We start from the raw sequence: 21,212 nt of genomic DNA on the forward strand, positions 1-21,212 counted from the left end.
AATGCTAGGCGGCAAGTGGCTCGGCCTGAATAGCCATTTAGACTCTTTCCGGTTGAGCCATTCACCTCGGAAAGCGACGCATGCGCCAGGCCCCCGACATCGAACTCGGCGTTGCGCCGCGCCCGGCCGGCGTCACGCGCCAGCGCTGGCTGTACGACGAATTGCGCGGCGCCATCCTCGCTGGGCGGTTGCGGCCGGGCCAGCGCCTGCCGCCCAGCCGCGACTTCGCGCGCCAGCAGGGCGTGTCGCGCGGCACGGTGCTGGCGGTGTATGCCCAGCTCGCGGCCGAGGGCTATCTGACCGGCGCGGTCGGCAGCGGCACGGTGGTGTCGGGGCGCCTGCCCGAGGGCGCGGCGGTGGCGCCCGCGAGCGTGCTGGCGCGGGCCGAGGTTGTGGCGGCGCCGCCTCCTGTAGCTGCGGCGGCGCGGCTTTCGCAGCGCGGTGTGCGGCTGGCGGCCACGCCGTTTCCGGTCGATGAATCCGTCGGCCCGCTGCGCTGCTTTCGCGCCAACCAGCCCGACTTTTCGGCCTTTCCGCTCGCGGTGTGGAACCGCATCGCGGCGCAGCGCGCGAGCGCCTTGCGGCCAGCGCGGATGGCCTACGGCGATGCGGCCGGCCATCTGCCGCTGCGCCAGGCCATCGCGGCGCATCTGCGCACCGCCCAGCGCATCGACTGCGATGCGCGGCAGGTGATGATCGTCGGCAGCGCCCAGCAGGCGCTCGATCTGGCGTCGCGGCTGCTGCTCGACGAGGGCGACGCGGTGTGGATGGAAGACCCGGGCTATCCGGGCGCGGCGCGGCTGTTCGAGGCCAACGGCGCGCGCGTGGTGCCGGTGCCGGTCGATGCCGACGGCCTGCGCGTGGACGCCGGCACGCGGCTCGCGCCCGAGGCGCGGCTGGCCTATGTGACGGCGGCGCACCAGTCGCCGCTGGGCATGGCGCTGGCGCTCGACCGTCGGCTGGCGCTGCTGCGCTGGGCTGCCGGCTGCGGCGCGACGGTCATCGAGGACGATTACGACAGCGAGTTCCGCCATGCCGGCACGCCGCTGGCGGCGCTCAAGAGCCTGGATGGCGGCGGGCGGGTGATCTATCTGGGCAGCTTCAGCAAGCTGCTGTTTCCGTCGCTGCGGCTGGCCTATGTGGTGCTGCCCGACTGGCTGGTCGAGCCGTTTGCGGCGGCGCTGTCGCTGGGCTGCCGGCAGGTGGCGCCGCAGGCGCAGGCGCTGCTGGCCGAGTTCATCGCCGAGGGCCATTTCGCGCGCCATGTGCGGCGCATGCGGCTGCTGTACAGCGAGCGCGCGGCGGCCTTGCAGGCGGCGGTGACGGCCCAGCTGGGCGGCTGGCTCGATCTGCTGCCGATCACCACCGGCCTGGATGCGGCCGGGCTGCTGACCGCCGGTAGCGACGACTGCGCGGTGGTGGCGCGGCTGGCGGCGGCGGGCGTGGAGGCGCGGCCGCTGTCCTTCTATGCGCTGGGCGCGGCCGGCGCGCCGGGGCTGGTGCTGGGCTTTTCGGCCTTTGGCGTGGACGAGATCCGCGCCGGCGTGGCGGCGATGGCGCGCGCGCTGCCGGGCTGAGCCGCTGCCAAATCCGCTTACACACTGCCGTCTTTATCCGCTCGCGCCTGCCGCGCAAATCACCAAGACTTATCTGCGCCGACGCTTCGCCGTCGCGCACCGTTTCCCAACTCCGGATGAATCCATGACCGACGCCCTTCGCACCCCCGAACACCCGATCGATCCCCTGTTCACCAACCGCTGGTCGCCGCGTGCCTTCACCGGCGAGCCGATCCCCGAAGCGCAGCTGCTCAGCCTCATTGAGGCCGCGCGCTGGGCGCCGTCGGCCTACAACGCCCAGCCGTGGCGCTTTGTCTATGCGCTGCGCGACACGCCGGAATGGGCGCCCATCCTCGACGGCCTCGTCGAGTTCAACCAGGGCTGGGCGCAGCGCGCGTCGGCGCTGGTGGTGGTGGTGTCGCGCACGGTGTCGGTATCGCCGGGTGCGACCGAGGCCAAGCCCAATCCCTGGCATGCCTTCGATACCGGCGCGGCCTGGGCCAGCCTGGCGTTCCAGGCGACGCTGGCCGGCTGGTACACGCATGCGATGGCCGGCTTCGATGCCACGCGACTCGCGGCCAACATCGGCGTGCCGCCCGATCACGCGATCCAGGCGGTGGTCGCCATCGGTCGCCCGGGCGACAAGTCGGTGCTGCCCGAGGGCCTTCAGGCGCGCGAGCAGCCGTCGCCGCGCCAGCCCTTCGCGTCCATCGCGGCCAAGGGCAAGTTCGGCTTCGGCGGTTAAGCGGGCCGGGCCGGCGCCTCAGCGCGAGCGCGGCAGCAGCGCCGGCACCAGCGGCCGGCTCAGCCGCTCGCGCCACCAGCGCAGCGCGCGGCCGTCGGCGCCGGTCTTCCACGCGAGCCAGAAGGTTTCGGGCGCGCGCGGTTCTTCCACTTCCAGCTCCACCAGCCCGCCGCGCGCCAGCTCGGCCTCGACGCAGGCGCGCGGCACAAAGCCGTGACCAAGCCCGGCGCTCTGGCAGGCGATCTTGGCCGCCATCGTCGGCACGGTGATGCGCGACTGGCCGGCGGCCAGCCCCACGGTGCGGTCGGCCAGCCCGCGCGCGCTGTCGCCCACCACGATGGCCGTGTGCGCCAGCAGATCGCCGCGCGCCACCGGCCGCCCCAGCCGCGCCAGCGGATGCAGCGGCGCGACGCAGAACACGAAGTCGAGCCGGCCCACGTCGAGCATCTGATGGCCGCCGCCGGCCGGGCCCTCGCCGGCCGCGATCACCAGATCGGCGCGGCCGTCGCGCAGCGCCTCCCAGGTGCCGGTGAGCGCCTCGCTGCCCAGCCGCAGCCGGGTGCCGCAGGCCAGCGTCTCGAAGGCGGCGATGTCCTGCACCAGCGCCTCGGTCGGGATCAGCGAGTCGTGCACGAGGCGCAGCTCGGCCTCGTAGCCGGTCGCGATCTGGCGCAGCCGCGACTCCAGATCGCCGGCCGCCGCCAGCAGCCAGCGGCCCTCGCGCAGCATTTCGGCGCCGGCCGGCGTGAGCGTGACGCGCGGACCGTTGCGCTCGAACAGCTTCACGCCGAGCTGCTCCTCCAGCTTGCCGACCGCATACGAGATGGTCGACGGCACCTTGTTGAGCCGCGTCGCGGCGGCGGCAAACGAGCCGTGGCGCGCGATCGCGTCCACCACCTCGATCGCATCGAGACTCAGCCTCAGCATCGGTTTCGCTCCCGCAATCGATCATCGAAAACTTCGATCATAGGCGGGTGAAAGACTCGTCAACGGCGCGTTTCAGAAGCCGATGATTCGTTCATGCCGTGGCGTTAAACCCAGCCCGGCAACGTGAAAGCAGTCGAACGAATCACCGTCATCCAAGGAGCCCGTCATGCTTGAAGTCCGCCGCGCGCAAGACCGTGGAATCGCCAATCTCGGTTGGCTGAATTCGCATCACACCTTCTCGTTTGGCCATTACCACGACCCGCAGCAGGTCGGCTTCTCGGACCTGCTGGTCATCAACGACGACCGCGTCCAGCCCTCGCGCGGTTTCGGCACCCATCCGCACCGCGACATGGAAATCATTTCCTACGTGCTCGACGGCGCGCTGGAACACAAGGATTCGATGGGCAACGGCTCGGTCATCGTCCCGGGCGATGTGCAGCTGATGAGCGCCGGCACCGGCGTGCGCCACAGCGAGTTCAACCACTCGACCGAGCAGGTCACGCACTTCCTGCAAATCTGGATCGTGCCGGGCCGCAAGGGCGTGACGCCGGGCTATCAGCAGACCAATTTCGGCCCGGAAGAAAAGCGCGGCCGGCTGCGGCTGGTGGTGTCGCCGGATGGCGCGGATGGCTCGCTGGTGGTGAACCAGGATGCGCGGCTTTATGCCGGGCTGTTCGATGGCGCGGAGCGCGCGTCGGTCACCTTGGGTGCCGGCCGTAATGCCTATGTGCATGTGGCGCGCGGCAGCGTGGAGCTGAACGGCGAGCGCCTTGAAGCAGGCGACGGCGTGCGCATCCGCGATGCCGGCGAGCTGACGCTGGCGAACGGGCAGGGCGCCGAGGTGCTGGTGTTCGACCTGCGCGGGCAGGAGCTGCCGGTGATGTGAGCCGGCTGGCAAGCCAGGCTCAGGAAGGCCGGGCGCTGGAACCGGCGGGCGCTTGCGGGCCCGTCAGTCCGGCGCCGCCGCCGCGCACCCTGCCGGCGGCGCATCCGCATCCGGTGCTCCCTGCCGCGTCGCGCGCCAGAACAGCAGCGCCACCGCGCTCGTGACCGCGCCCGCCGCGCACACGCCCGACCAGCCGGCGCGTGCGTACAGCCAGGTCGAGGCCAGCGCGCCCACCGCCGAGCCGAGCGAATAAAAGCTCATGTAGGCGGCGGTCAGCCGGCTGCGCGCCTCGGGGCGCAGCCTGAGCACCAGCCCCTGGTTGGCCACATGCACGCTCTGGAGGCCGAAGTCGATCGCGATCACGCCGGCCACCAGCGCCCACAGCGACCACGGCAGCAACGCGATCGGCACCCAGGCCAGCAGCATCGCGAGCAGGCCCAGCCCGGTCGCGCGCTGTGCCTGTCCCCGGTCGGCGCTGCGACCGGCGCCGCGCGCGCCCAGCGCGCCGGCCACGCCCGCCAGCCCGAACAGACCCACCTGCGTGTGCGACAGCGAATGCGGCGGCGCCGACAGCGGCAGCACCAGCGGCGTGAGCAGCAGGTTCACCGCGCCGAAGATCAGCATCGCCAGCGTCGCGCGCACCCGCAGCAGCGGCTCGCGCGCGAGCAGCGCGAAGGTCGAGCCGATCAGCCGCGCATACGACAGCCGGGACGGCGCCGGCTCGACCGGCAGCGCGCGCCGCAGCAGCAGCGCCAGCGCCAGCGTCGCGCCGGCCGAGGTCGCGTACACCGAGCGCCAGCCCGCGAGGTCGGCCAGCGCCCCCGACACCGTGCGCGCAAGCAGGATGCCGATGACGATCCCGCCAGTGACGCTGCCCACCGCGCGGCCGCGCCGGGCGGGCGGCACCAGGCTGGCCACATGGGCCACCAGCACCTGAGTCACCACCGCCAGCAGCCCGACGACGCCAAGCGCGCCCAGCAGCACGTCCGGCCCGGGGGCCAGCGCCACCGCCACCAGCGCGAGCGCCGACAGCAGCGACTGCCCGACGATCAGCGCGCGCCTTGGCAGCAGATCGCCCAGCGGCACCAGCAGCAGCAGGCCGAGGCCGTAGCCGATCTGCGTGACCGTCACCGGCAGCCCGGCCGTCGCCCGGTCCAGCGCGAACTCGTCGGCCAGCGTGTCGAGCAGCGGCTGGGCGAAATAGACGTTCGCCACCGCCAGCCCGCAGGCCACGGCAAACAGCAGCAGCACCGCCGGGCGCGGCGCCGCGGTCTCAGGCGCCGAGGCCGTCATGGAAGCGCTCGATGCGCGCGGCGATCTCCTCACCCAGTTCCTCCAGCGCGAAATGGCCGGTGTCGAGCAGGTGGAAGTCGATGCGTTCCAGGTCGCGCCGATAGGGATGGGCACCCGACGCCGGAAAGATCGCGTCATTGGCGCCCCACACGACCAGCGTCGGCGGCTGATGCTCGCGGAAATAGGCTTGCCAGGCCGGATAGCGCCCCGGGTTGCTGCCGTAGTCGTGCAGCAGGGCCAGCATTGCCTCCTTGTTGCCGGGCCGGTCGAGCAGGGCGCGCTGCAGCAGCCAGTTGTCGGGGCTGATGCGCTCGGGTCGGCGCACGCCGTGGATGTAGTTCCATTCGAGCGCCTCGGGCGACATGCCGGCTTCGCGGATGCGCGCGAAGTTCTCCGGCGACGGGTCGCGCCACAGCTCGCGCACCGGCGCCCAGAAGCTGTCGGGCAGGCCTTCCTCGTAGGCATTGGCGTTCTGCACCACCAGAAAGCTCACCCGCTCCGGATGCCGGCTGGCGAGGCGAAAGCCCACCGGCCCGCCGAAGTCCTGCATGTACAGGCCGTAGCGCGTGAGGCCGAGCTGCCCGGTGAAGCGCTCGACCACGTCGGCGAGGCGGTCGAAGGTGTAGGCGAAATCCTCCTTCGCGGGCGCGTCGCTGTGGCCGAAGCCCGGATAGTCGGGCGCGACCAGATGGAAGCGGTGCGCAAGCCGCTCGATCAGCTCGCGGAACATGAAGGACGACGCCGGAAAGCCGTGCAGCAGCAGCAGTGTGGGCAGGGCCGGGTCGCCGGCCTCTCGATAGAAGACCTTCAGGCCGTCGACGGTGGTGCTGCGGTAGTGAGTGGTCATGGCTGAACCTGTGGGATGACATGGCGGGGCCGGCGCGCGGGCCGGCAGCTTCCGGCGCGGCGAAGAGTTCGCGCCTTTCTTGGTTGCATGTTGCAACCAAGTTGCCTTGTAGCATGGGCGGTTGTATGATGCAACCACTTGCCGCGCGACCCCGGCGCGGCCGACCCGACCCCGAGCCGGAGAAGAAAACCATGGTCAAGCGCACCAGTCACAAGAGCGCCAGCTGCCCGGTGGCGCGCCCCCTGGACGCGATCGGCGACTGGTGGTCGCTGCTCATCATCCGCGACGCCTTCGACGGGCTGAGGCGCTTCGGCGAGTTCCAGAAGAGCCTCGGCCTCGCCAAGAACATCCTCTCGGCGCGGCTGCGCAATCTGGTCGAGCACGGCATCTTCGAGACCGTGCCGGCCGCCGACGGCAGCGCTTACCAGGAATACGTGCTCACCGCGAAGGGGCGCGGCCTGTTCCCGCTGCTGGTGGCGCTGCGCCAGTGGGGCGAGGACTGGTTTTTCGACCCGGCCGAGCCGCATGTGCAGCTGGTCGATCGGGAACGCGGCGAGCCGGTGCGCCGGCTCGAGCTGCGCTCGCAGGACGGCCGCCTGCTGGACGCGACCGACACCATCGTGCGGCACGGCTGAGCCGGTGCCGGCCGGCGTGCGCATCGCAGCGGCCCGATCCGGACCGCTGCCGCCACCGCCTTATTGCAGATTGAGCGCGTTGGTCAGATCGCCCATCGGCGTGCCGCCGGCGGCCTTGAGCGCGTTGTCGCGGCTGGCAAGGCCGGCCAGCGTGTCGAGGCCGAAGCGGCGGGTGATCAGCCGCAGGATCGACGCGGTGTCGTACTGCGTGTGATCGACCGTGCCCTTCTTGGCCAGCGGCGAAACGATGATCGCCGGGATGCGCGTGCCCGGGCCGAGCAGGTCGCCCTTGGGCGGTGCAACGTGGTCCCACACGCCGCCGAACTCGTCGTAGGTGATGACGACGACCATGTTCTTCCACTGCGGGCTGGCCTGGAGCTTGGCGATCAGGTCGGCGATCTTGGCGTCGCCGTCGGTCAGGTTGGCATAGCCCTCGTGCTGGTTGTAGACGCCTTCGGGCTTGTAGAAGGCCACGGCCGGCAGGCTGCCGGCGGCGGCGGCGGCGACCAGATCGTTGTAGTCCTTCAGGTGGCTCGCGCGCTCGCCGGCATGCTTCACCGGGTCGAAGGCGGCGTAGTAGTTGAACGGCTGGTGATGCGGCTGGAAGTCGACATTCGACGTGGTGGCGATGCCGTTGGAATTGCCGGCATAGATCACCGTGCGCTTGGTGGCCGGGTCCTGCGTGCCGTCGTTCAGCGCGGCATTCCACGCGCCGCCGTACCAGGCCCAGCTCACGTTCTTGGCCGTGAGCAGGTCGCCGATGGTCTTCTGCGTCTGCGGCGGCAGCGTGGTCGCGGCAGCGGTGTTGGCATACAGGTTGTTGTTGCCGTCGATGCTGGCCGGCGCGACGCCGCTCGGCTGATACGGCGCCTGCATGGTGTTGACGGCGTAGAACTTGCCGTCGCCGAAGTAGTTGGCCGGCGTGATGTTGCCGCTCTTCACGTACACCGGCGGGCCGTCCAGCGCCGAGGCCGGGCTGGTGGCGGCGGTGGTCAGGCGCGGCAGGTACTTGCCGCTGCTGTCGGTGTCGAGCACTGCGATCGTCGGCTTGGCGGCGGCGGTGTCGGCGTTGGGATACTCGGGCGCGCAGGCGCAGATCAGGTACTGGTGGTTCAGGAACGAGCCGCCGAACGCGCCTTCGAAGAAGTTGTCGGCCAGCACGTACTGCTGCGCCAGCTTGTAGAGCGCCGAGCCGCTGTAGTCGAAGTGGCCCATCGTCAGACCGCCGGCATCGGCCCAGGCGGCGAACATGTCGTTCTTGCCGCCATCGATCTCCATCTGGTTCTCGAAGAAGCGGTGATACAGGTCGCGGGTGACGGTGGAAGTCGTCAGCGTGGCATTGGCCGTGGCCTTGAAGGCGGTCTCGACCTGGAACGGCTGGTTGGCCAGGCCGGCGCTCTGCGCTGCGGTCACCACCGGCGAGATGCCGGGCGCGGTCACGCCGCCCCAGGTCTGCGGCAGCGTGGCCAGCACCGTCGTGCCGTTGCGGTCCTTCTGCGGCACATAGGCAGCGGTCGGCTTGCCGTTGGCATCGATCACGGCGCTCAGGCCATTGGCGCCCGGGAAGTTGCCGAACAGGTTGTCGAACGAGCGGTTCTCGGCATAGATCACCACGATGTTCTGGACCTTGGCCTTGAGCCCGTCATCGACGCTGGTCGTGGTGTTGTCGCTGTTGCAGGCGCCAAGCGCGAGCAGCGCCGCCAGCGAAATCAGCGTGCGACGCGGGAAGAAAGGGGTGGTCATGTTGGGCAGTCCTGTCGGCATGGGCGGATGAAAAGCGCCGAGCCTGTAGGCCAGCAATGACCGCGCAATGAAGACAGGTTTGCGAAAGGTGCAAGTCACTCCGGCGCTTTTTTCTGTCACGGATGTGAACTAGCTTCGCTGCCATGAAAAAAATCCTGAGCCTGCTATGGCTGCTCGCACTGCTGCCCGCGACTGCGCTGCCGGCGTCGTTCTACGGCACGCCCTTCGAGCGCCAGCCCAGCCCGGCCGAGCTGACCGAGCTGGGGCGCGCGCTGTTCTCGGATGCGCGGCTGTCGGCATCGGGGCGCGTGTCCTGCGCGTCGTGCCATGACCCGGCGCATGCCTACGGTCCGCCCGATGGCCGCGCGGTGCGGCTCGGCGGGGCCGATCTGCGCCAGCCCGGGCTGCGCGCCGTGCCCTCGCTCAGGTATCAGCAGGACACGCCGCCGTTCAGCGAGCATTTCAGCGAATCGGATGGCGACGACAGCGTCGATCAGGGCCCGACCGGCGGCCGCGACTGGGACGGCCGCGCCGCGTCGGCGCATGAGCAGGCGGCCGGGCCGCTGCTGTCGCCGTTCGAGATGGCCAATGCCAGCATGCCGGCGGCGGTGGCGCGGCTGCGGCAGTCGCCCAATGCCGGCCGCATGCGCGCGGCCTTCGGCGCCGGCCTGTTCGACGACGACCGCAAGGCCTGGAATGCGCTGCTGCTGGCGCTGGAGGTATTCCAGCAGAGCCCGCAGGACTTCTATCCCTACAGCAGCAAGTACGACGCGTGGTTGCGCCGGCAGACCGAGCTGAGCCCGGCCGAGCGGCGCGGGCTGGCGCTGTTCGACGATCCGGCCAAGGGCAATTGCGCGCAGTGCCATGTGAGCGCCATCAAGCGCGGCGCGTTCCCGCAGTTCACGGATCGCGGCTTCATCGCCACCGGCGTGCCGCGCAACCGCGCCATTCCGGCCAATGCCGATCCGGGCTACTTCGACCTGGGCCTGTGCGGGCCGCTGCGCACCGACCTGCGAGGCCAGACCGGCTATTGCGGCATGTTCAAGACGCCGACGCTGCGCAACGTGGCGACGCGCAGCGTGTTCTTCCACAACGGCGTGTTCCATCGGCTGGAGGATGCGGTGCGCTTTTATGCCGAGCGCGATGTGCATCCCGAGCGCTTCTATCCGCGCGCGGCCGACGGCAAGCCGCGCAAGTTCGACGACCTGCCGGCGGCCTATGCCGGCAATGTGAACCGCGAGCCGCCGTTCGACCGCAGCGTGGGCCAGCGGCCGGCGCTCACGGCGGCCGAGATCGCGGATGTGGTGGCGTTTCTGCGCACGCTGACCGACGGCTACCGGGCGCCGGCGCGCTGAGGCGGCGGGCGCCGCGCCAGTGCCGCGCCGGCCAGCATCGCCAGCGGCAGCAGCCAGGGCAGTCGCGCGCCCGGGCCGTCGCTGCCGCCGGCCAGCACATCGAAATGCACCGTGGCCAGCGTGGCGATGGCGGCAAAGCTGGCCAGCGACAGCGCGGCGCTGGCCAGCACCACCGGCCGGCGCGGCCGGGCCCGCGCGAAGTGGCACAGCGTGGCCAGCGCCGCCACGCCCATCAGCACGATGATGCCGAGCGTGCCCAGCGCCGACAGCAGCGTGAACAGCGTCAGCACCGGATCGGCGCCGGCCAGCGCAAACAGCCCCACCGCCAGCAGCGCCGAGCCGCTCTGCGCCAGCGAGCCGGCATGCGGACTGCCGTGGCGCGCATGGATGCGGCCCAGCCGCGCCGGCAGCAGCCGGTCGCGGCCCATCGCAAACAGATAGCGCGCCACCGCGTTGTGAAACGCCAGCAGGCTGGCATAGGCGCTGGTCAGGTAGAGCGCGCGCAGCAGCGCCGGCATGGCGCCGCCCATGTAGCGCTCGGCCAGCACAAACAGCAGCTCGGTCGGATCGGGCAGGGCGCGCAAGGCGTCGAGCGTGGCGCCGGCGCCCAGACCGGTCACCACCGCCCAGGCGGCAAAGCCGTAGAAGCCGCCGATCAGCAGCACCGAGCCCCAGGTGGCGAGCGGCACGCTGCGCGCCGGATTGCGCGCCTCCTCGCTGTAGAGCGCGGCCGCTTCAAAGCCCACGAAGCAGGCGAAGCACATCGTCAGCGCCACCGCCGGCGCGCCGGCCAGCGCCAGCGCCGGCGTGAACGGCCGCGCATCGATGCCCTCGGCGCCGCCGGCCCGCACGATGCAGAAGCCGAGCGCCAGCACCGCCAGGTATTCGCCCGCGACCAGCAGGCCGAGCAGCCGCGCCGACAGGTCGACCTGGCGATAGCCGAGCAGCGCGATCGAGCCCCAGGCCGCCAGCGCCGGCAGCCACCAGGGCAGCGCCGGCTCCAGCAGCGGCAGCAGCAGCCCGCGCGCGGCGGCGCCGAACAGGCCGTACAGGCTGATCTGCATGGCGCTATAGCCCAGCAGCGCCAGCAGACCGGTGGCGCCGGCCCAGCGCCGGCCCAGGCCGCGCGCGGCAAAGGCATAGAAGGCGCCGGCCTCGGGCACGTCGAGCGCCATGGCGGTGTAGGCGGTGGCAAACACCAGCAGCACCGCCGTCGCCAGCACGAACATGGCCGGCAGCCCGGGCCCGTTGCCGAACAGCATGGCCACTGGCAGGCCGCCGGCGATCGCCACCAGCGGCCCCGAGGCCGAGATGACGAAGAAGGCGATGGCAAACGGGCCGAGCGTGGCGTGGCGGCGACCGGGGCGGGCGGGAGTGGCGTGGGCGTCCATGGCTGCGCGGGAGCGGAACGGAATGTTCCGGGCCGCGAGCATGGAGCAAGTGCCGCACCGGCCGGGCGCCGGCGGTCGGGTGGACGGATGCGGTCGGTCGGCTTGGCGGCGGTCGGCGGCGGTCGGCGGTCGGCTGCGGTCGGCTGCGGTCGGATCGGCGCAGCGAACGCGCCGATGCCGCGCCGCCTGCCGCAGTTCAGCGCGCCGGCTTGAGCAGGCTGGCGCGCAGCGCGCGGTTGTCGGCCGGCGTGGGCTTGCGGTTGCGCGCGGCGTCGATGTCGGCCGGCGCGATGTCGAAGCCTTCGGGCGCGTCGTTGAGCACGGTGGCCACGTAGCGAAGGATGTCGGCCAGCTCTTCGCTGGAGCGGTTGCCGAATACCGGCATCACGCCGTTGTAGGCGTCGCCGTCGATGCTGCGCAGCGGGCCGTTGAGCCCGCCGACCACCACCTGCGCCAGATAGCCGGCCGCCTGCGGCGCCGCCAGATGCAGCCGCAGCGTGCGCGCCAGCGGCGGCGCCACGCCGGGCACGCCGGCGCCGCCTTCGCCGTGGCAGGCGATGCAGTGGGTGTCGAAGCCGGTCTTGCCGGCGGTCTGCGCCGGGGCGGGCAGGGCGGCCAGGCCAAGGCCGGCGGCGAGGACGAGGGAGCGGAGCGAGGGCATGGTCGGGCTCGATGACGGGAACAGGCGCCCAGCCTAGAAAACCGTCTGCCGCTGCGGTTAGCCGAAATTGGCAGCTGTGCCTGCTTGCCAATTTCGGCTAACGCCGGCCGCCGCGCGGCGCGCATATTGATGGGAATTGCATTCTGAAAATCCGCCGCGCCAATTCGCCCGGGCGCAATTGCATCGATTGTCGCTGCGGATTGATGCAATTCAGTTCAATTCGGCTGCGAGCCGAATTGGCAGCGGGCTTGCGACGGCGGTTTTCCGCGCTTGCCGCTGGCGGTGCCGGCCGGTTTCTCCTGCGGTGCATGCCTGCTTGCGGCTGGTGCGCCAGCATCGACGGAATTGCGCTGGGCGAAATGAATTGCGCCCGGCCAATGCCGATTGAAAGCCGGCCGATGGCTGATGAACGGAATTGCCGATTGGTGCAGTTGTTGCATGTCGATACGCGAATTCATTTCCGTCCGACATCACCGACATTTCCGCCATTGCCGGCGAGGCGCCCATGCCGTTCGACGATTCCGCCCTTTCCGATTGCCTGGTGCGCCACGGCGAATACCAGGAGCCGAACAGCAGCTGCGACTTCGTCGGCTGGCAGCTCGAGTACGACCAGCTCGCCGCCGGCCGCTTCCTGAGCCGGGCGCGCGAGCTGCACGTCGACGGCATCCAGATCTTCACCGAGTCGACCAACGCCTTGCTGGGCGAGCGCGGCTGCGGCCCGGCGGGCGATTTCATCTTCGGCTTTCCGCTTGGCTTTGCCGAAGGCGACGACTGCCTGCTCAACGGTCAGCGCTGGGGCCGGGGCGCGGCGCCGCTGTTTCGCGGCGGGGTCGAGATCGAGGCGGTGCTGCCGCCGATGGACCTGCTGGTGGTGAGCGTGCGGCAGGAGCTGCTGGCCGATTACGCCGAGGTCATGAGCGGCATCGCCACCCGGCACTGGCTGGCCGGCAGCCAGATCGCGGTGTTCGACAACGCGCCGCTGGTGCGCGCCGCCGGCAACGGCATTGCCGCGCTGGCGCAGACGCTGTTCGACGCGCCGGGCCGGCTGGCCGGTGCGCCGGCGCGGCGCCAGGTGCAGCAGGAGGTGCTCGGCGCGCTGCTGCCGATCGTCGAGCAGTCGCTCGGCCTGCCCGAGCTGGCGTCGTCGGACATGAACCGCACCCGGGTCGTGCAGCGGGCGCGCGATTACGCGCTCGGCCATCTCGACGAGCCGCTGCAAATCATCGATGTGTGCCGCGCGCTCGGCGTGTCGCGGCGCACGCTGCAATACAGCTTCGAGCAGGTGCTGGGCATGAATCCGCTCAGCTATCTGCGCACGCTGCGGCTCAACGGCGCGCGGCGCGATCTGCTGGCCGCCGCCGAGCGCGAGGTCAAGGTGAAGGACGTGGTCGAGCGCTGGGGCTTCTGGCATCTGAGCCGCTTCAGCGCCGAATACCGCGAGCTGTTCCACGAGCTGCCATCCGAAACCCTGGCCACCGCGCGCGACCTGCGGGTGCTGGCCCAGGCCGCCTGAGCGGCCCGGCCGGGCGCAGCGGGCCCGGGCGGGCCGGCCGCGCCCGGCGGTTCACCGCTGCGCGAGCGGCCCGCTGCGGCCGAACAGCAGCGCCCGGCCGTCGGATGCGGTCACCAGCGTGGTCAGCGTCGGCCGGTCGTCCCGCTGCGCGTGGCTGAAGCTCGCCCCCGCGTCGTCGCTGGCAAGCGTGTTGCCGTCGAGCGCGCTGGCGCGAATCTTCCGACCACTGGCCACGAGATCGGTGATGGAGCTGCGGATGCCGCTGTCGACCGGCTGCCAGCTGGCGCCGGCATCGGCGCTGCGGTACAGGCTGCCGCGCAGCCCGGCCACCAGCAGCGTGCCGTCGGCCAGCGCGGTGCCGGCCCACAGGCTGCCGCGATAGCCGGTGTCGAGATAGCGCCAGCTGGCGCCGCCGTCGGCGCTCCTGAGCACGCTGCCGCGCTCGGCGGCGATGTAGAGCGCGCCGTTCGGATCGGCGAACAGGCGGTAGAGGTTGCGGTCGGCGCGCCTGGCGCCGTCGGGCGCGGGCAGCGTCACGGTTTCCCAGTGCTGGCCGCCGTCGTCGGTGTGCAGCAGCAGCGACCACAGGCCGCAGGCCCAGCCGCTGCTGGCGCTGGTGAACAGCACCGAGAACAGCGGCTGGTCCACGGCGGTGTCGCGGCGTTGCAGCGTCCAGTGCTCGCCGCCGTCGGCGCTGGCCAACACCACGCCGTCATGGCCCACGGCCCAGCCGTGCTGCGGGTCGGCAAAGCTCACGGCGGTGAGCGTGCTGCGCACCGGCACGGCGGCGGCCTGGCGGTAGCTCTTGCCGTCGTCGTCCGACAGCAGCACCACGCCGCGTTCGCCCACGGCCACGATGCGCGTGCCGGCGCGGGCGCTGCCCAGCAGCAGCGAATGCAGCGCGTCGTCGCTGCGCCGGGCCGGTTGCGGCCGGTCGGCATCGGTTGGCGCGGCATTGGCGCTGCCGGCGCCGGCGGCGCTCGCGCCCGAGACCGGCGCGGCGCCCGCACCGAGGGCCAGCGCGGCGGCAAGGGCGGCGGCCAGGCCGGCGCGGCGGAGTTGGAGAGTCGGTTTCATGCGGGCCTCAATGGTTCATCAGGGCGCTGGCGCGCACCGGCTTGCGGCGCGGGAACAGGCGTTCGAGCCAGACCGCGAGCGCCGGCAGCGCGGTCATCGCCATCACCAGATTGACCACGAACATGAAGGCCAGCAGCTTGCCCATGTCGGCCTGGAACTTGAGCGCCGAGAAGCTCCAGGTGGCGACGCCGATGGCCAGCGTGAGCGCGGTGAAGATCGTGGCCATGCCCACTTCGCGGATCGCCAGCTCCAGCGCCCGGGCGATGTCGGCGCCGGCGGCCAGATGCAGCTGGAGCCGGTTGTAGATGTAGAACGCGTAGTCCACGCCGATGCCGACCGCCAGCACCATCACCGGCAGCGTCGCCACGGTCAGGCCGATGTCGAGTTCCTTCATGAACCAGTAGCCGATGAAGGTGCCCACGGTCAGCGGCAGGCAGCAGGCCAGCACCGCGCGCAGATCGCGATAGGCCAGCAGCACCAGCACCACGATGGCCGCATACACCCACAGCATCATCGGCAGCTCCGACTTCTCGACCTCGTCGTTGATGGCCGCCAGCACGCCGGCATTGCCGGCCGCCAGCCTCACCGTCACGCCGTCCATGCGGTCGTCGGCGCGGAAGGCTTCGGTGGCGGCGATCGCGCGGCGCAGCGTGCCGGCCTTGTGGTCGGTGAGGAAGAGATGCACCGCGCTCATGCTGCAATCCTTGCGCGTGTAGCCGCGGATGCGCGCGATCTCGGTGGCCAGCGCGGCGTAGTTGCCCGGGTCGGCCGGCACCACGTTCATCTTGGGATTGCCCTCGTTGTAGCCCTCGCTGTAGGCGCGCAGCAGGCCCGAGTACGAGGCCACCGACAGCACGCCGGGCAGATGCTCGGTGCGCGCCACGAAGCGGTCCTGGTAGGCGCCGATGGCGCTGTTCTCGCACGAGTCGGCCGGCGCCTCGAACACCACGGTGAGCCAGTCGAGCCCGGTGTCGTAGCCGGCGGCGATGGCCACCGCATCGCGGTTGAAGCGGGCATCGGCGCGCAGTTCGGGCGCGCCCGGCTCCAGGCTGCCGATGACGCGGTCGCGGCTCTGCCAGACCGCCATGCCGAACACTGCCGCCGTCACCGCCAGCACCACTGCCGCCGGCCCCGGCCGACCGATGTGCGACAGCGCTTGCAGCCAGCCGGCGCGCTGCTCGCGCTTGAGCATGGCGCGCTCGGCATAGTCGCGCGTGAAGTGCATCAGCGAGGCGCCGAGCGGCAGCATCACCAGATTGGTGAGGATCTTGTAGCCCACGCCGAGCGAGGCGGTGATGGCCAGCTCGCGCACCATCGGGATCGGAATCATCAGCAGCGTGATGAACGAGACCAGCGCCGTCACCAGCGCCAGCGTGCCCGGCAGCAGCAGGCCGCTGAAGCTGGCGCGCGCGGCGGCGTCGGTGGTCTTGCCGGCGGCGATCTCGCGCACGATGAAGTTGATCTGCTGCACGCCGTGGCTGACGCCGATGGCGAACACCAGAAACGGCACCAGCACGCCGAGCGGATCGAGCCCGTAGCCGATCAGCCGCAGCGTGCCGAACTGCCACACCAGCGAGGCCAGCGAGCAGCCGATCGGCAGCAGCGTGAAGCGCAGCGAATGGCAGTACCAGTACACCGCCGCGCCGGTCAGCAGCAGCGCGATGCCGCAGAACACCAGCACCGAGCGCGCACCGTCGGCGATGTCGCCGATCTGCTTGGCGAAACCGATGATCCGGATCTCGTAGTCGCCATCCTCGAACCTGCTGCGGATGCGGTCTTCGAGCAGCCGGTTGTAGGCGATGTAGTCGAGCTTGTTGCCGGCCGCGTCGAACTCGTTGAGTTCGGCGGTAATCATGGCGCTGGTCTGGTCGTGCGCCACCAGCGTGCCCACATAGCCGCCGGCGCCGGTCGCGCGCTGGATGTCGGCGATGGCGGCGGCATCCAGCCGCTCGGGCGTGACCGTGCCCGGAATCACCGGCTCGGCCCGAAAGCCGTCCTCGGTGATCTCGTTGACGAAGGCGTTCGGCGTCCACAGCGACTGCACGCCGAGCCGCTCCACATTGGGCAGGAAGGTGACCGCCTGGGTCACGTCGAACAGCCGGCGCAGCGCCTGCGGCGTCCAGATGTCGCCGTGGCGCACCTTCACCACGATGTTGAGCCGGTTGGCGCCCAGCACATCGTCGCGATAGGTGTGGAAGGTCTCGATGTACTCGTGACCGGCCGGCATCTGCTTCTCGAAGCCGGCATCCATGCGCAACTGGAGCGCGAACACGGCCATCACCGCCGTGAACGCCACGAACAGCGCCAGCAGCGGCCGGCGCCATGCGAATGCAACTCGCTCGACCGTGTCGAGCAGCCTGGGCAGGGACATGGCGGCGCTCAGAAGTTGCGCGACACGAAGGCGCCGACGAAGTCGCGGTCGGCCAGCGGCTGGTCGAACGAATACTTGCCGCCCCAGTAGGCCGTGTAGTTGATGCCGGCCTGCCAGATCGCCGGGTTCTGGTTGAACAGCAGATAGAAGTTGGCCGACTGCGCGCCCTGCATGAAGGTGGCGGCAAACGTCGGCGTGCGGCCCTTGATGGCGCGGAAATAGGTCACGCCGGGCGTCAGCTGCCAGCCCGGCAGCACCGTGCCGTCATAGGTCAGGTTGAAGTCGACGATGCCGCCATACGAGGTCTTGCTGCCCACGCCGAAGGTGCTGGCGCCGCCGTCGGCCGAGTAGTTCCACAGCCCGGCCGCCGGCAGCTGGGTGACCGTCACGCCGTCGGCCGTGGTGCGCGTGTACTGCGACTTGAGCCCCGGCACCGCAATGCCCACGCCCTCGATCGACAGCGCGCCGCCGTTGGCGCCGACCGCATCGAGCAGCCAGCCGTGATCGGCCGGATTGAGCGACAGCAGCCCGGTGACATGCAGCTGAAGCCGCTTCCGGTCGATCCATTGCTGGCAGTTGCCGGTGGCCGCCAGCGTCACGCCGGCCGCGCCGGGTTCGTAGCAGCCGCCGAGCGCCACCGCATCGCGCGGCCGATAGGACAGCTCGCTGCCCACCGCCCAGTTGCCGAGCGGCAGATTGGCGCTCAGGCCGAACAGCTTGCGGTTCTCCAGAAAGTTCCACTGCGCCTCGCTCTGGCCGTTGACGAAGGCCAGATTGGGCGTCTTGTCGTGATAGTTGAGCATGTAGGCGCCCAGGTTCAGCTGGGTCGATTCGGGCTGCCAGCGCAGCGAGGCGCCGTACTGGCCGTTGTTGCGCGCGCGCCGGTCGGCGGCATAGCCGATGGCGCTGCCCGGCTCGGCGCCGAGCGCGCCGGCCGTCTGCGGATCGAGGCCGACATAGATCGGCACCCGGCCCTTGTTGTAGTTGTCCGACGACGACCAGTAGCTGCCCACCGGCGCAAACCGGCTGCGGTTCCAGCCCAGCTGGTAGTACAGCTCGGCATTCAGGCCGCGCCCCAGGCCGCTCGCCAGGCTCACCATCGGCGCCGGCAGCGACACCTCCTTGAGCTGCACGCCGGGCGTCGACAGGCGCTGGATGTCCATCGCATTGGTGGCATTGATGCCGCCCGGGATGAACAGGCTTTCGCCCCAGTTGATGACCTGGTTGCCGACGCGCACCCGGGCCCGTTCCTCGCCCAGGTTGAAGGTCTGCGAGACCCACAGGTCGAGCAGGCGGGCGTCGTTCACCACCGCATGCCGGCTGTCTTTCGACAGGCCGCTGCGCCGGGTGTCGCCGGCGGTGAAGTCGTGCAGCCAGGTGCCGCGCGCCATCAGCGTGGTGCCGCCGTCCAGCTTGAGCAGCAGCTCATGGTTGCCCTTGAGATAGGTGGTGAAGAAGTCGCCCCTGCGGTAGTTGAGATTGCCGTTGTCGCCATTGCCCCAGCCGTACACGTCGGCGCCGGCGCAATGGCTGGCATCGCCCACCAGCGAGCAGGACGGATCGGTGGCGCGCACACCGCTGCCGAGCGTCACGGTCGAGTCGAGGCTGCCCTTGAAGCCCGCGCCATCGAAGGTGAAGGCGGCGGCCGGAGCGGCCCAGACGGCGGCCACGGCCAGCGCGACCAGGGCCCGGCGCGGTGCCACGGCGAGCGGTTTGCGCGCCACGCGGGCGCAGGCGGGCAGCGTGGCGCGAGCCACGGAGAAATGCGGATTCATGGGAAGGCTCCGGGGCTTGGGTTTCAGCGGTCGCTGATCGCGCGCAGGTTGTCGGCGGTGTAGAAGCCGGGCTTGTAGCGCTCGCCCTTGGCTTCGGTGACCCATTGCAGGTCGCTGCCGGTGCCGGCCGCATGCAGGTCGAACACATAGCGGCCCTCGGCCAGGTTGTATTGCACGAAGCTCTGCACATCGCAGCTGCCGGTTTCGTACACCGGCAGCAGGAAGCCTTCGCGCACCTTCCACAACTTGCCCTGACCGTCGTAGTCGTCGGCCAGCACCATGTTCCAGCTGTCCTCGTCCAGATAGAAGGTGCGCCTGGGCGCGAGATGGCGGGTGCCGGGCTTGACGCTGGCTTCCACCACCCACACCCGGTGCAGCTCATAGCGGCGATGGTTGCTGGCGATGAAGTCGGGGCCGGCCACGTCCTCGAACCTGGCGCTGAAGTCGTTGGCGCCAAAGGAGTTGTAGGGCACGTACAGCTCCTTCTTGCCGGCCAGCTTCCAGTCGAAGCGGTCGAGCGCGCCGTTGAACACCATCGGCTCGTCGAGCGTGTACTGGTTCTCCATGCCCAGCTGCGGCGAGTCGTAGGCATAGCTGGGCATGCGGCGCACGCGGCGCTGGCCCGGGAAGTAATAGAAGGTCTCGTTGGCCGGCTGGTCGAGCCAGGTGGTGATGGCCAGCGCCTGACCGGCCAGCGCGGCCGGCGTGTTGTAGGCGAAGTAGGTGTTGTATTCGACCGTGCCGACCTTGCTGAGCAGGTTGCTGCCCTTGGCGGCCCAGGGGAAGTACAGCGTCTGCTCGGAGCCGGCCTTGATCCATTCGCTGCCGCCCTTGCGCGGCGACACGGCGGTGATGGTGCTCTTCAGCTCCAGCGCCACGCCGCGATAGCGCAGCTTGGCGTTGTACATGGCCTCGACGCCGTTCTGCGGCAGCGGAAACGGGAAGCCGGGCACGACCGCTTCCTTCAGGCTCCAGCCGTCGGCGCCCAGACGGGCCGCGCCGGCGGCATTCCTGGCGGTGTTGGCATCGACGAAGTCGGGCGTGCCGCAGCTGCGATGCGACGGGTAGATGTCCATCCTGTAGCCGGGCAGCTGTCTGACCAGCGCGACCTGGCCGGGCGAGAGCTTGTCGGCGTACTTGTCCACATTGCCGGCGTCGATGCTGAACAGCGGCTTCTCGGCCTTGTACTTGAAGAAGTCCGCCCGCTTCTTGCCGAAGCTCCAGCCGGGCAGCGGCGCTTCGGTGCCAGTGAAGGCCGGAATGCTGCCGTCCTTGCTGGCGGCCTTTTCGGCGCCGGCGGCGGTGAGGTCTTTGCCGAGCCGGTCGGCATCGGCGGCGAAGGCCGTGCCGGCCAGGCCGGCGAGGGTGGCCGCGACGGCGGCGGCGAGGAGCTTGCGGGCGTGCGTCATGTGTCGTTCTCGGAAGAGGGTGCGGCGGATCAGCGGGCGGCGAGGCCCAGGGCTTCGAGCCGGGCCAGCACGCGGTCGCGCGTGGCCGGGATGTCGGCCGGCACGCTGGCGCGCAGCCGGGCGATTTCGGCTTCGGTGTAGGGCGCGGCGTCGGGCGGCATCTGCGCGGCGCTGAAGGCCGGCAGCATCCAGCCCAGCACGGCGGCGATCTCGGCACTGGACAGCGCCGAATTCACCACGCCCGGCACCTGCACCAGATAGGCACGGCCTTCAGGCGTGTGCAGATAGCGGCCGATCTGGCCGCGCATGTCGGGGATGCCGCGATCGGGCCGGCCGGCGCCATCGGCCAGATGGCAGCCGGCGCAGTGCAGCAGGTAGTTGATGCGCGGGCTGTTGCTGCGCCCGGCCGCCTCGTCGGCGGCAGCGGGCGCGGCCGGCAGCGCGCTGGCGAGCAGGACTGCAAGCGCTGTCGCGATGGCGGACCGGGCGCGCATCTCAGCCGCCGTCGGCGATGCCCACTGCCGCCACGACGGTGCAGTGGTACATCGAGTTGGTGTGGGCCATGCACCAGTTGACGTCGTTGTGCGAGCCGAGCCGGTAGCCCGGCTTGTCGCCGAGGTTGTTGTTGCAGCCGCACTTGCCGCAGGCGGTCACGCCGCAGCAGTCGTTGTAGCTGATGAGGTAGTCCTTGCCGTCGTTGGGATTGCGGCAGGTGCCGATCCAGGCCACGGCCGAGGGCTCGGTGCCGGGCGGGCAGCTGTTGATGCCGCCGCCGCAGCAGGTGCACAGAAAGCCGTCGATGGCGCAGTAGCGCCAGTAGTCGCAGCTGGTGGGGTCGTCATGCTTGCCGGCCTTGGCGGCCTGGCGCTCGGCGGCCTTGGCCGAGCGGTCGAAGGGCAGCACCGGCAGCACGAAGGCGCTGCCCACCAGCAGCCTGGCCATGCCGGTGATGGCGCTGCGGCGCGAGGTTTGATGGGCGACGTTGCGCGTGCCCTTGTCGAAGAGTCGGTCGAACCAGTTCATGTCGA

19 protein-coding genes are annotated in these 21,212 nt (G+C 70.6%); 6 read left to right on the plus strand and 13 right to left on the minus strand.

Annotation, left to right across the window (positions count from 1 at the left end; all coding sequences use genetic code 11):
• Positions 1 to 80: 80 nt before the first annotated feature.
• Both pdxR and B9P64_RS04295 read left to right on the plus strand, forming a co-directional pair.
• Entirely contained in the window at positions 81 to 1,577 is a 1,497-nt protein-coding gene (gene pdxR, locus B9P64_RS04290) for a MocR-like pyridoxine biosynthesis transcription factor PdxR (protein ID WP_085314965.1), read from the plus strand.
• 124 nt (positions 1,578 to 1,701) lie between these two features.
• Complete coding sequence (locus tag B9P64_RS04295) at positions 1,702 to 2,301, plus strand: nitroreductase family protein (RefSeq protein ID WP_085314966.1); 600 nt, start codon at positions 1,702 to 1,704, stop codon at positions 2,299 to 2,301.
• 18 nt (positions 2,302 to 2,319) lie between these two features.
• Here the strand turns inward: B9P64_RS04295 and B9P64_RS04300 are convergent, their stop codons facing one another.
• On the minus strand, positions 2,320 to 3,228 hold the full coding sequence (locus tag B9P64_RS04300) for a LysR family transcriptional regulator (RefSeq protein ID WP_085314967.1): 909 nt from the start codon (positions 3,226 to 3,228) through the stop codon (positions 2,320 to 2,322).
• 166 nt (positions 3,229 to 3,394) lie between these two features.
• Between B9P64_RS04300 and B9P64_RS04305 the strand changes: the two genes are divergently transcribed.
• Positions 3,395 to 4,114, plus strand: coding sequence for a pirin family protein (locus B9P64_RS04305; protein ID WP_085314968.1), 720 nt, complete (start codon positions 3,395 to 3,397; stop codon positions 4,112 to 4,114).
• A 63-nt stretch (positions 4,115 to 4,177) separates the two neighbouring features.
• Here B9P64_RS04305 and B9P64_RS04310 read toward each other — a convergent pair whose 3' ends face one another.
• A complete protein-coding gene (locus tag B9P64_RS04310) occupies positions 4,178 to 5,407 on the minus strand; it encodes an MFS transporter (RefSeq protein ID WP_085314969.1) in 1,230 nt (409 codons plus the stop codon).
• Positions 5,388 to 6,254: an alpha/beta fold hydrolase gene (locus B9P64_RS04315; RefSeq protein WP_085314970.1), complete on the minus strand. Its 867-nt coding sequence runs from the start codon at positions 6,252 to 6,254 to the stop codon at positions 5,388 to 5,390. Before B9P64_RS04315 ends, B9P64_RS04310 begins: the two co-directional genes overlap by 20 nt.
• A gap of 191 nt (positions 6,255 to 6,445) precedes the next feature.
• Here B9P64_RS04315 and B9P64_RS04320 point away from each other — a divergent pair, with 191 nt between their 5' ends.
• Positions 6,446 to 6,889 carry a winged helix-turn-helix transcriptional regulator gene (locus B9P64_RS04320; RefSeq protein WP_085314971.1) on the plus strand — a complete coding sequence of 148 codons (444 nt, stop codon included), beginning with the start codon at positions 6,446 to 6,448 and terminating at the stop codon, positions 6,887 to 6,889.
• A 60-nt stretch (positions 6,890 to 6,949) separates the two neighbouring features.
• On the opposite strand, the gene acpA is transcribed toward B9P64_RS04320, so the two are convergent.
• The gene (acpA, locus tag B9P64_RS04325) at positions 6,950 to 8,632 is read right to left on the minus strand and encodes an acid phosphatase (protein ID WP_085314972.1); all 1,683 of its coding nucleotides are present in this window, start codon (positions 8,630 to 8,632) and stop codon (positions 6,950 to 6,952) included.
• Positions 8,633 to 8,775: 143 nt separating this feature from the next.
• Between acpA and B9P64_RS04330 the strand changes: the two genes are divergently transcribed.
• The gene (locus tag B9P64_RS04330; RefSeq protein WP_085314973.1) at positions 8,776 to 9,987 is read left to right on the plus strand and encodes a cytochrome-c peroxidase; all 1,212 of its coding nucleotides are present in this window, start codon (positions 8,776 to 8,778) and stop codon (positions 9,985 to 9,987) included.
• Here the strand turns inward: B9P64_RS04330 and B9P64_RS04335 are convergent.
• From B9P64_RS04335 to B9P64_RS23525, 3 genes are all read right to left on the minus strand, one after another.
• Positions 9,966 to 11,378 carry an APC family permease gene (locus B9P64_RS04335; RefSeq protein WP_085314974.1) on the minus strand — a complete coding sequence of 471 codons (1,413 nt, stop codon included), beginning with the start codon at positions 11,376 to 11,378 and terminating at the stop codon, positions 9,966 to 9,968. The genes B9P64_RS04330 and B9P64_RS04335 overlap by 22 nt on opposite strands.
• A 196-nt stretch (positions 11,379 to 11,574) precedes the next feature.
• Positions 11,575 to 12,039: a c-type cytochrome gene (locus B9P64_RS04340; RefSeq protein WP_085314975.1), complete on the minus strand. Its 465-nt coding sequence runs from the start codon at positions 12,037 to 12,039 to the stop codon at positions 11,575 to 11,577.
• Positions 12,040 to 12,254: 215 nt separating this feature from the next.
• On the minus strand, positions 12,255 to 12,497 hold the full coding sequence (locus B9P64_RS23525) for a hypothetical protein (RefSeq protein WP_139826130.1): 243 nt from the start codon (positions 12,495 to 12,497) through the stop codon (positions 12,255 to 12,257).
• Between the two features lie 47 nt (positions 12,498 to 12,544).
• Here B9P64_RS23525 and B9P64_RS04345 point away from each other — a divergent pair, with 47 nt between their 5' ends.
• Positions 12,545 to 13,552 (plus strand): helix-turn-helix domain-containing protein, encoded by a 1,008-nt coding sequence (locus tag B9P64_RS04345; protein WP_085314976.1) that lies wholly within the window; start codon positions 12,545 to 12,547, stop codon positions 13,550 to 13,552.
• Between the two features lie 51 nt (positions 13,553 to 13,603).
• On the opposite strand, the gene B9P64_RS04350 is transcribed toward B9P64_RS04345, so the two are convergent.
• The 6 genes from B9P64_RS04350 to B9P64_RS04375 are packed head-to-tail and all read right to left on the minus strand — an operon-like array spanning position 13,604 to position 21,207.
• Positions 13,604 to 14,629 carry a WD40/YVTN/BNR-like repeat-containing protein gene (locus B9P64_RS04350; protein ID WP_085314977.1) on the minus strand — a complete coding sequence of 342 codons (1,026 nt, stop codon included), beginning with the start codon at positions 14,627 to 14,629 and terminating at the stop codon, positions 13,604 to 13,606.
• A gap of 7 nt (positions 14,630 to 14,636) precedes the next feature.
• Complete coding sequence (locus B9P64_RS04355) at positions 14,637 to 17,000, minus strand: efflux RND transporter permease subunit (protein WP_085314978.1); 2,364 nt, start codon at positions 16,998 to 17,000, stop codon at positions 14,637 to 14,639.
• 8 nt (positions 17,001 to 17,008) lie between these two features.
• Entirely contained in the window at positions 17,009 to 18,775 is a 1,767-nt protein-coding gene (locus tag B9P64_RS04360) for a DUF1302 domain-containing protein (RefSeq protein WP_085314979.1), read from the minus strand.
• Positions 18,776 to 18,798: 23 nt separating this feature from the next.
• Positions 18,799 to 20,184: a DUF1329 domain-containing protein gene (locus B9P64_RS04365; protein ID WP_085314980.1), complete on the minus strand. Its 1,386-nt coding sequence runs from the start codon at positions 20,182 to 20,184 to the stop codon at positions 18,799 to 18,801.
• A 29-nt stretch (positions 20,185 to 20,213) separates the two neighbouring features.
• Entirely contained in the window at positions 20,214 to 20,678 is a 465-nt protein-coding gene (locus tag B9P64_RS04370; RefSeq protein WP_085314981.1) for a c-type cytochrome, read from the minus strand.
• A 1-nt stretch (position 20,679) separates the two neighbouring features.
• Positions 20,680 to 21,207: a methylamine dehydrogenase light chain gene (locus B9P64_RS04375; RefSeq protein ID WP_085314982.1), complete on the minus strand. Its 528-nt coding sequence runs from the start codon at positions 21,205 to 21,207 to the stop codon at positions 20,680 to 20,682.
• Positions 21,208 to 21,212: the final 5 nt, after the last annotated feature.

It is taken from the genome of Derxia lacustris, assembly GCF_002105195.1.
GTDB lineage: Bacteria > Pseudomonadota > Gammaproteobacteria > Burkholderiales > Burkholderiaceae_E > Derxia > Derxia lacustris.

Excerpts from the sequence above, each read along its gene's own strand:
- B9P64_RS04340 (WP_085314975.1), bottom strand. The coding sequence starts at position 12,039 with ATGCCCTCGCTCCGCTCCCTCGTCCTCGCCGCCGGCCTTGGCCTGGCC.
- B9P64_RS04375 (WP_085314982.1), bottom strand. The coding sequence starts at position 21,207 with ATGAACTGGTTCGACCGACTCTTCGACAAGGGCACGCGCAACGTCGCC.
- B9P64_RS04355 (WP_085314978.1), bottom strand. The coding sequence starts at position 17,000 with ATGTCCCTGCCCAGGCTGCTCGACACGGTCGAGCGAGTTGCATTCGCA.
- B9P64_RS04295 (WP_085314966.1), top strand. The coding sequence starts at position 1,702 with ATGACCGACGCCCTTCGCACCCCCGAACACCCGATCGATCCCCTGTTC.
- B9P64_RS04335 (WP_085314974.1), bottom strand. The coding sequence starts at position 11,378 with ATGGACGCCCACGCCACTCCCGCCCGCCCCGGTCGCCGCCACGCCACG.
- B9P64_RS04320 (WP_085314971.1), top strand. The coding sequence starts at position 6,446 with ATGGTCAAGCGCACCAGTCACAAGAGCGCCAGCTGCCCGGTGGCGCGC.
- B9P64_RS04360 (WP_085314979.1), bottom strand. The coding sequence starts at position 18,775 with ATGAATCCGCATTTCTCCGTGGCTCGCGCCACGCTGCCCGCCTGCGCC.
- acpA (WP_085314972.1), bottom strand. The coding sequence starts at position 8,632 with ATGACCACCCCTTTCTTCCCGCGTCGCACGCTGATTTCGCTGGCGGCG.
- B9P64_RS04300 (WP_085314967.1), bottom strand. The coding sequence starts at position 3,228 with ATGCTGAGGCTGAGTCTCGATGCGATCGAGGTGGTGGACGCGATCGCG.
- B9P64_RS04365 (WP_085314980.1), bottom strand. The coding sequence starts at position 20,184 with ATGACGCACGCCCGCAAGCTCCTCGCCGCCGCCGTCGCGGCCACCCTC.
- B9P64_RS04345 (WP_085314976.1), top strand. The coding sequence starts at position 12,545 with ATGCCGTTCGACGATTCCGCCCTTTCCGATTGCCTGGTGCGCCACGGC.
- B9P64_RS04330 (WP_085314973.1), top strand. The coding sequence starts at position 8,776 with ATGAAAAAAATCCTGAGCCTGCTATGGCTGCTCGCACTGCTGCCCGCG.
- B9P64_RS04370 (WP_085314981.1), bottom strand. The coding sequence starts at position 20,678 with ATGCGCGCCCGGTCCGCCATCGCGACAGCGCTTGCAGTCCTGCTCGCC.
- B9P64_RS04315 (WP_085314970.1), bottom strand. The coding sequence starts at position 6,254 with ATGACCACTCACTACCGCAGCACCACCGTCGACGGCCTGAAGGTCTTC.
- B9P64_RS23525 (WP_139826130.1), bottom strand. The coding sequence starts at position 12,497 with ATGAATTCGCGTATCGACATGCAACAACTGCACCAATCGGCAATTCCG.
- B9P64_RS04305 (WP_085314968.1), top strand. The coding sequence starts at position 3,395 with ATGCTTGAAGTCCGCCGCGCGCAAGACCGTGGAATCGCCAATCTCGGT.
- B9P64_RS04350 (WP_085314977.1), bottom strand. The coding sequence starts at position 14,629 with ATGAAACCGACTCTCCAACTCCGCCGCGCCGGCCTGGCCGCCGCCCTT.
- B9P64_RS04310 (WP_085314969.1), bottom strand. The coding sequence starts at position 5,407 with ATGACGGCCTCGGCGCCTGAGACCGCGGCGCCGCGCCCGGCGGTGCTG.
- pdxR (WP_085314965.1), top strand. The coding sequence starts at position 81 with ATGCGCCAGGCCCCCGACATCGAACTCGGCGTTGCGCCGCGCCCGGCC.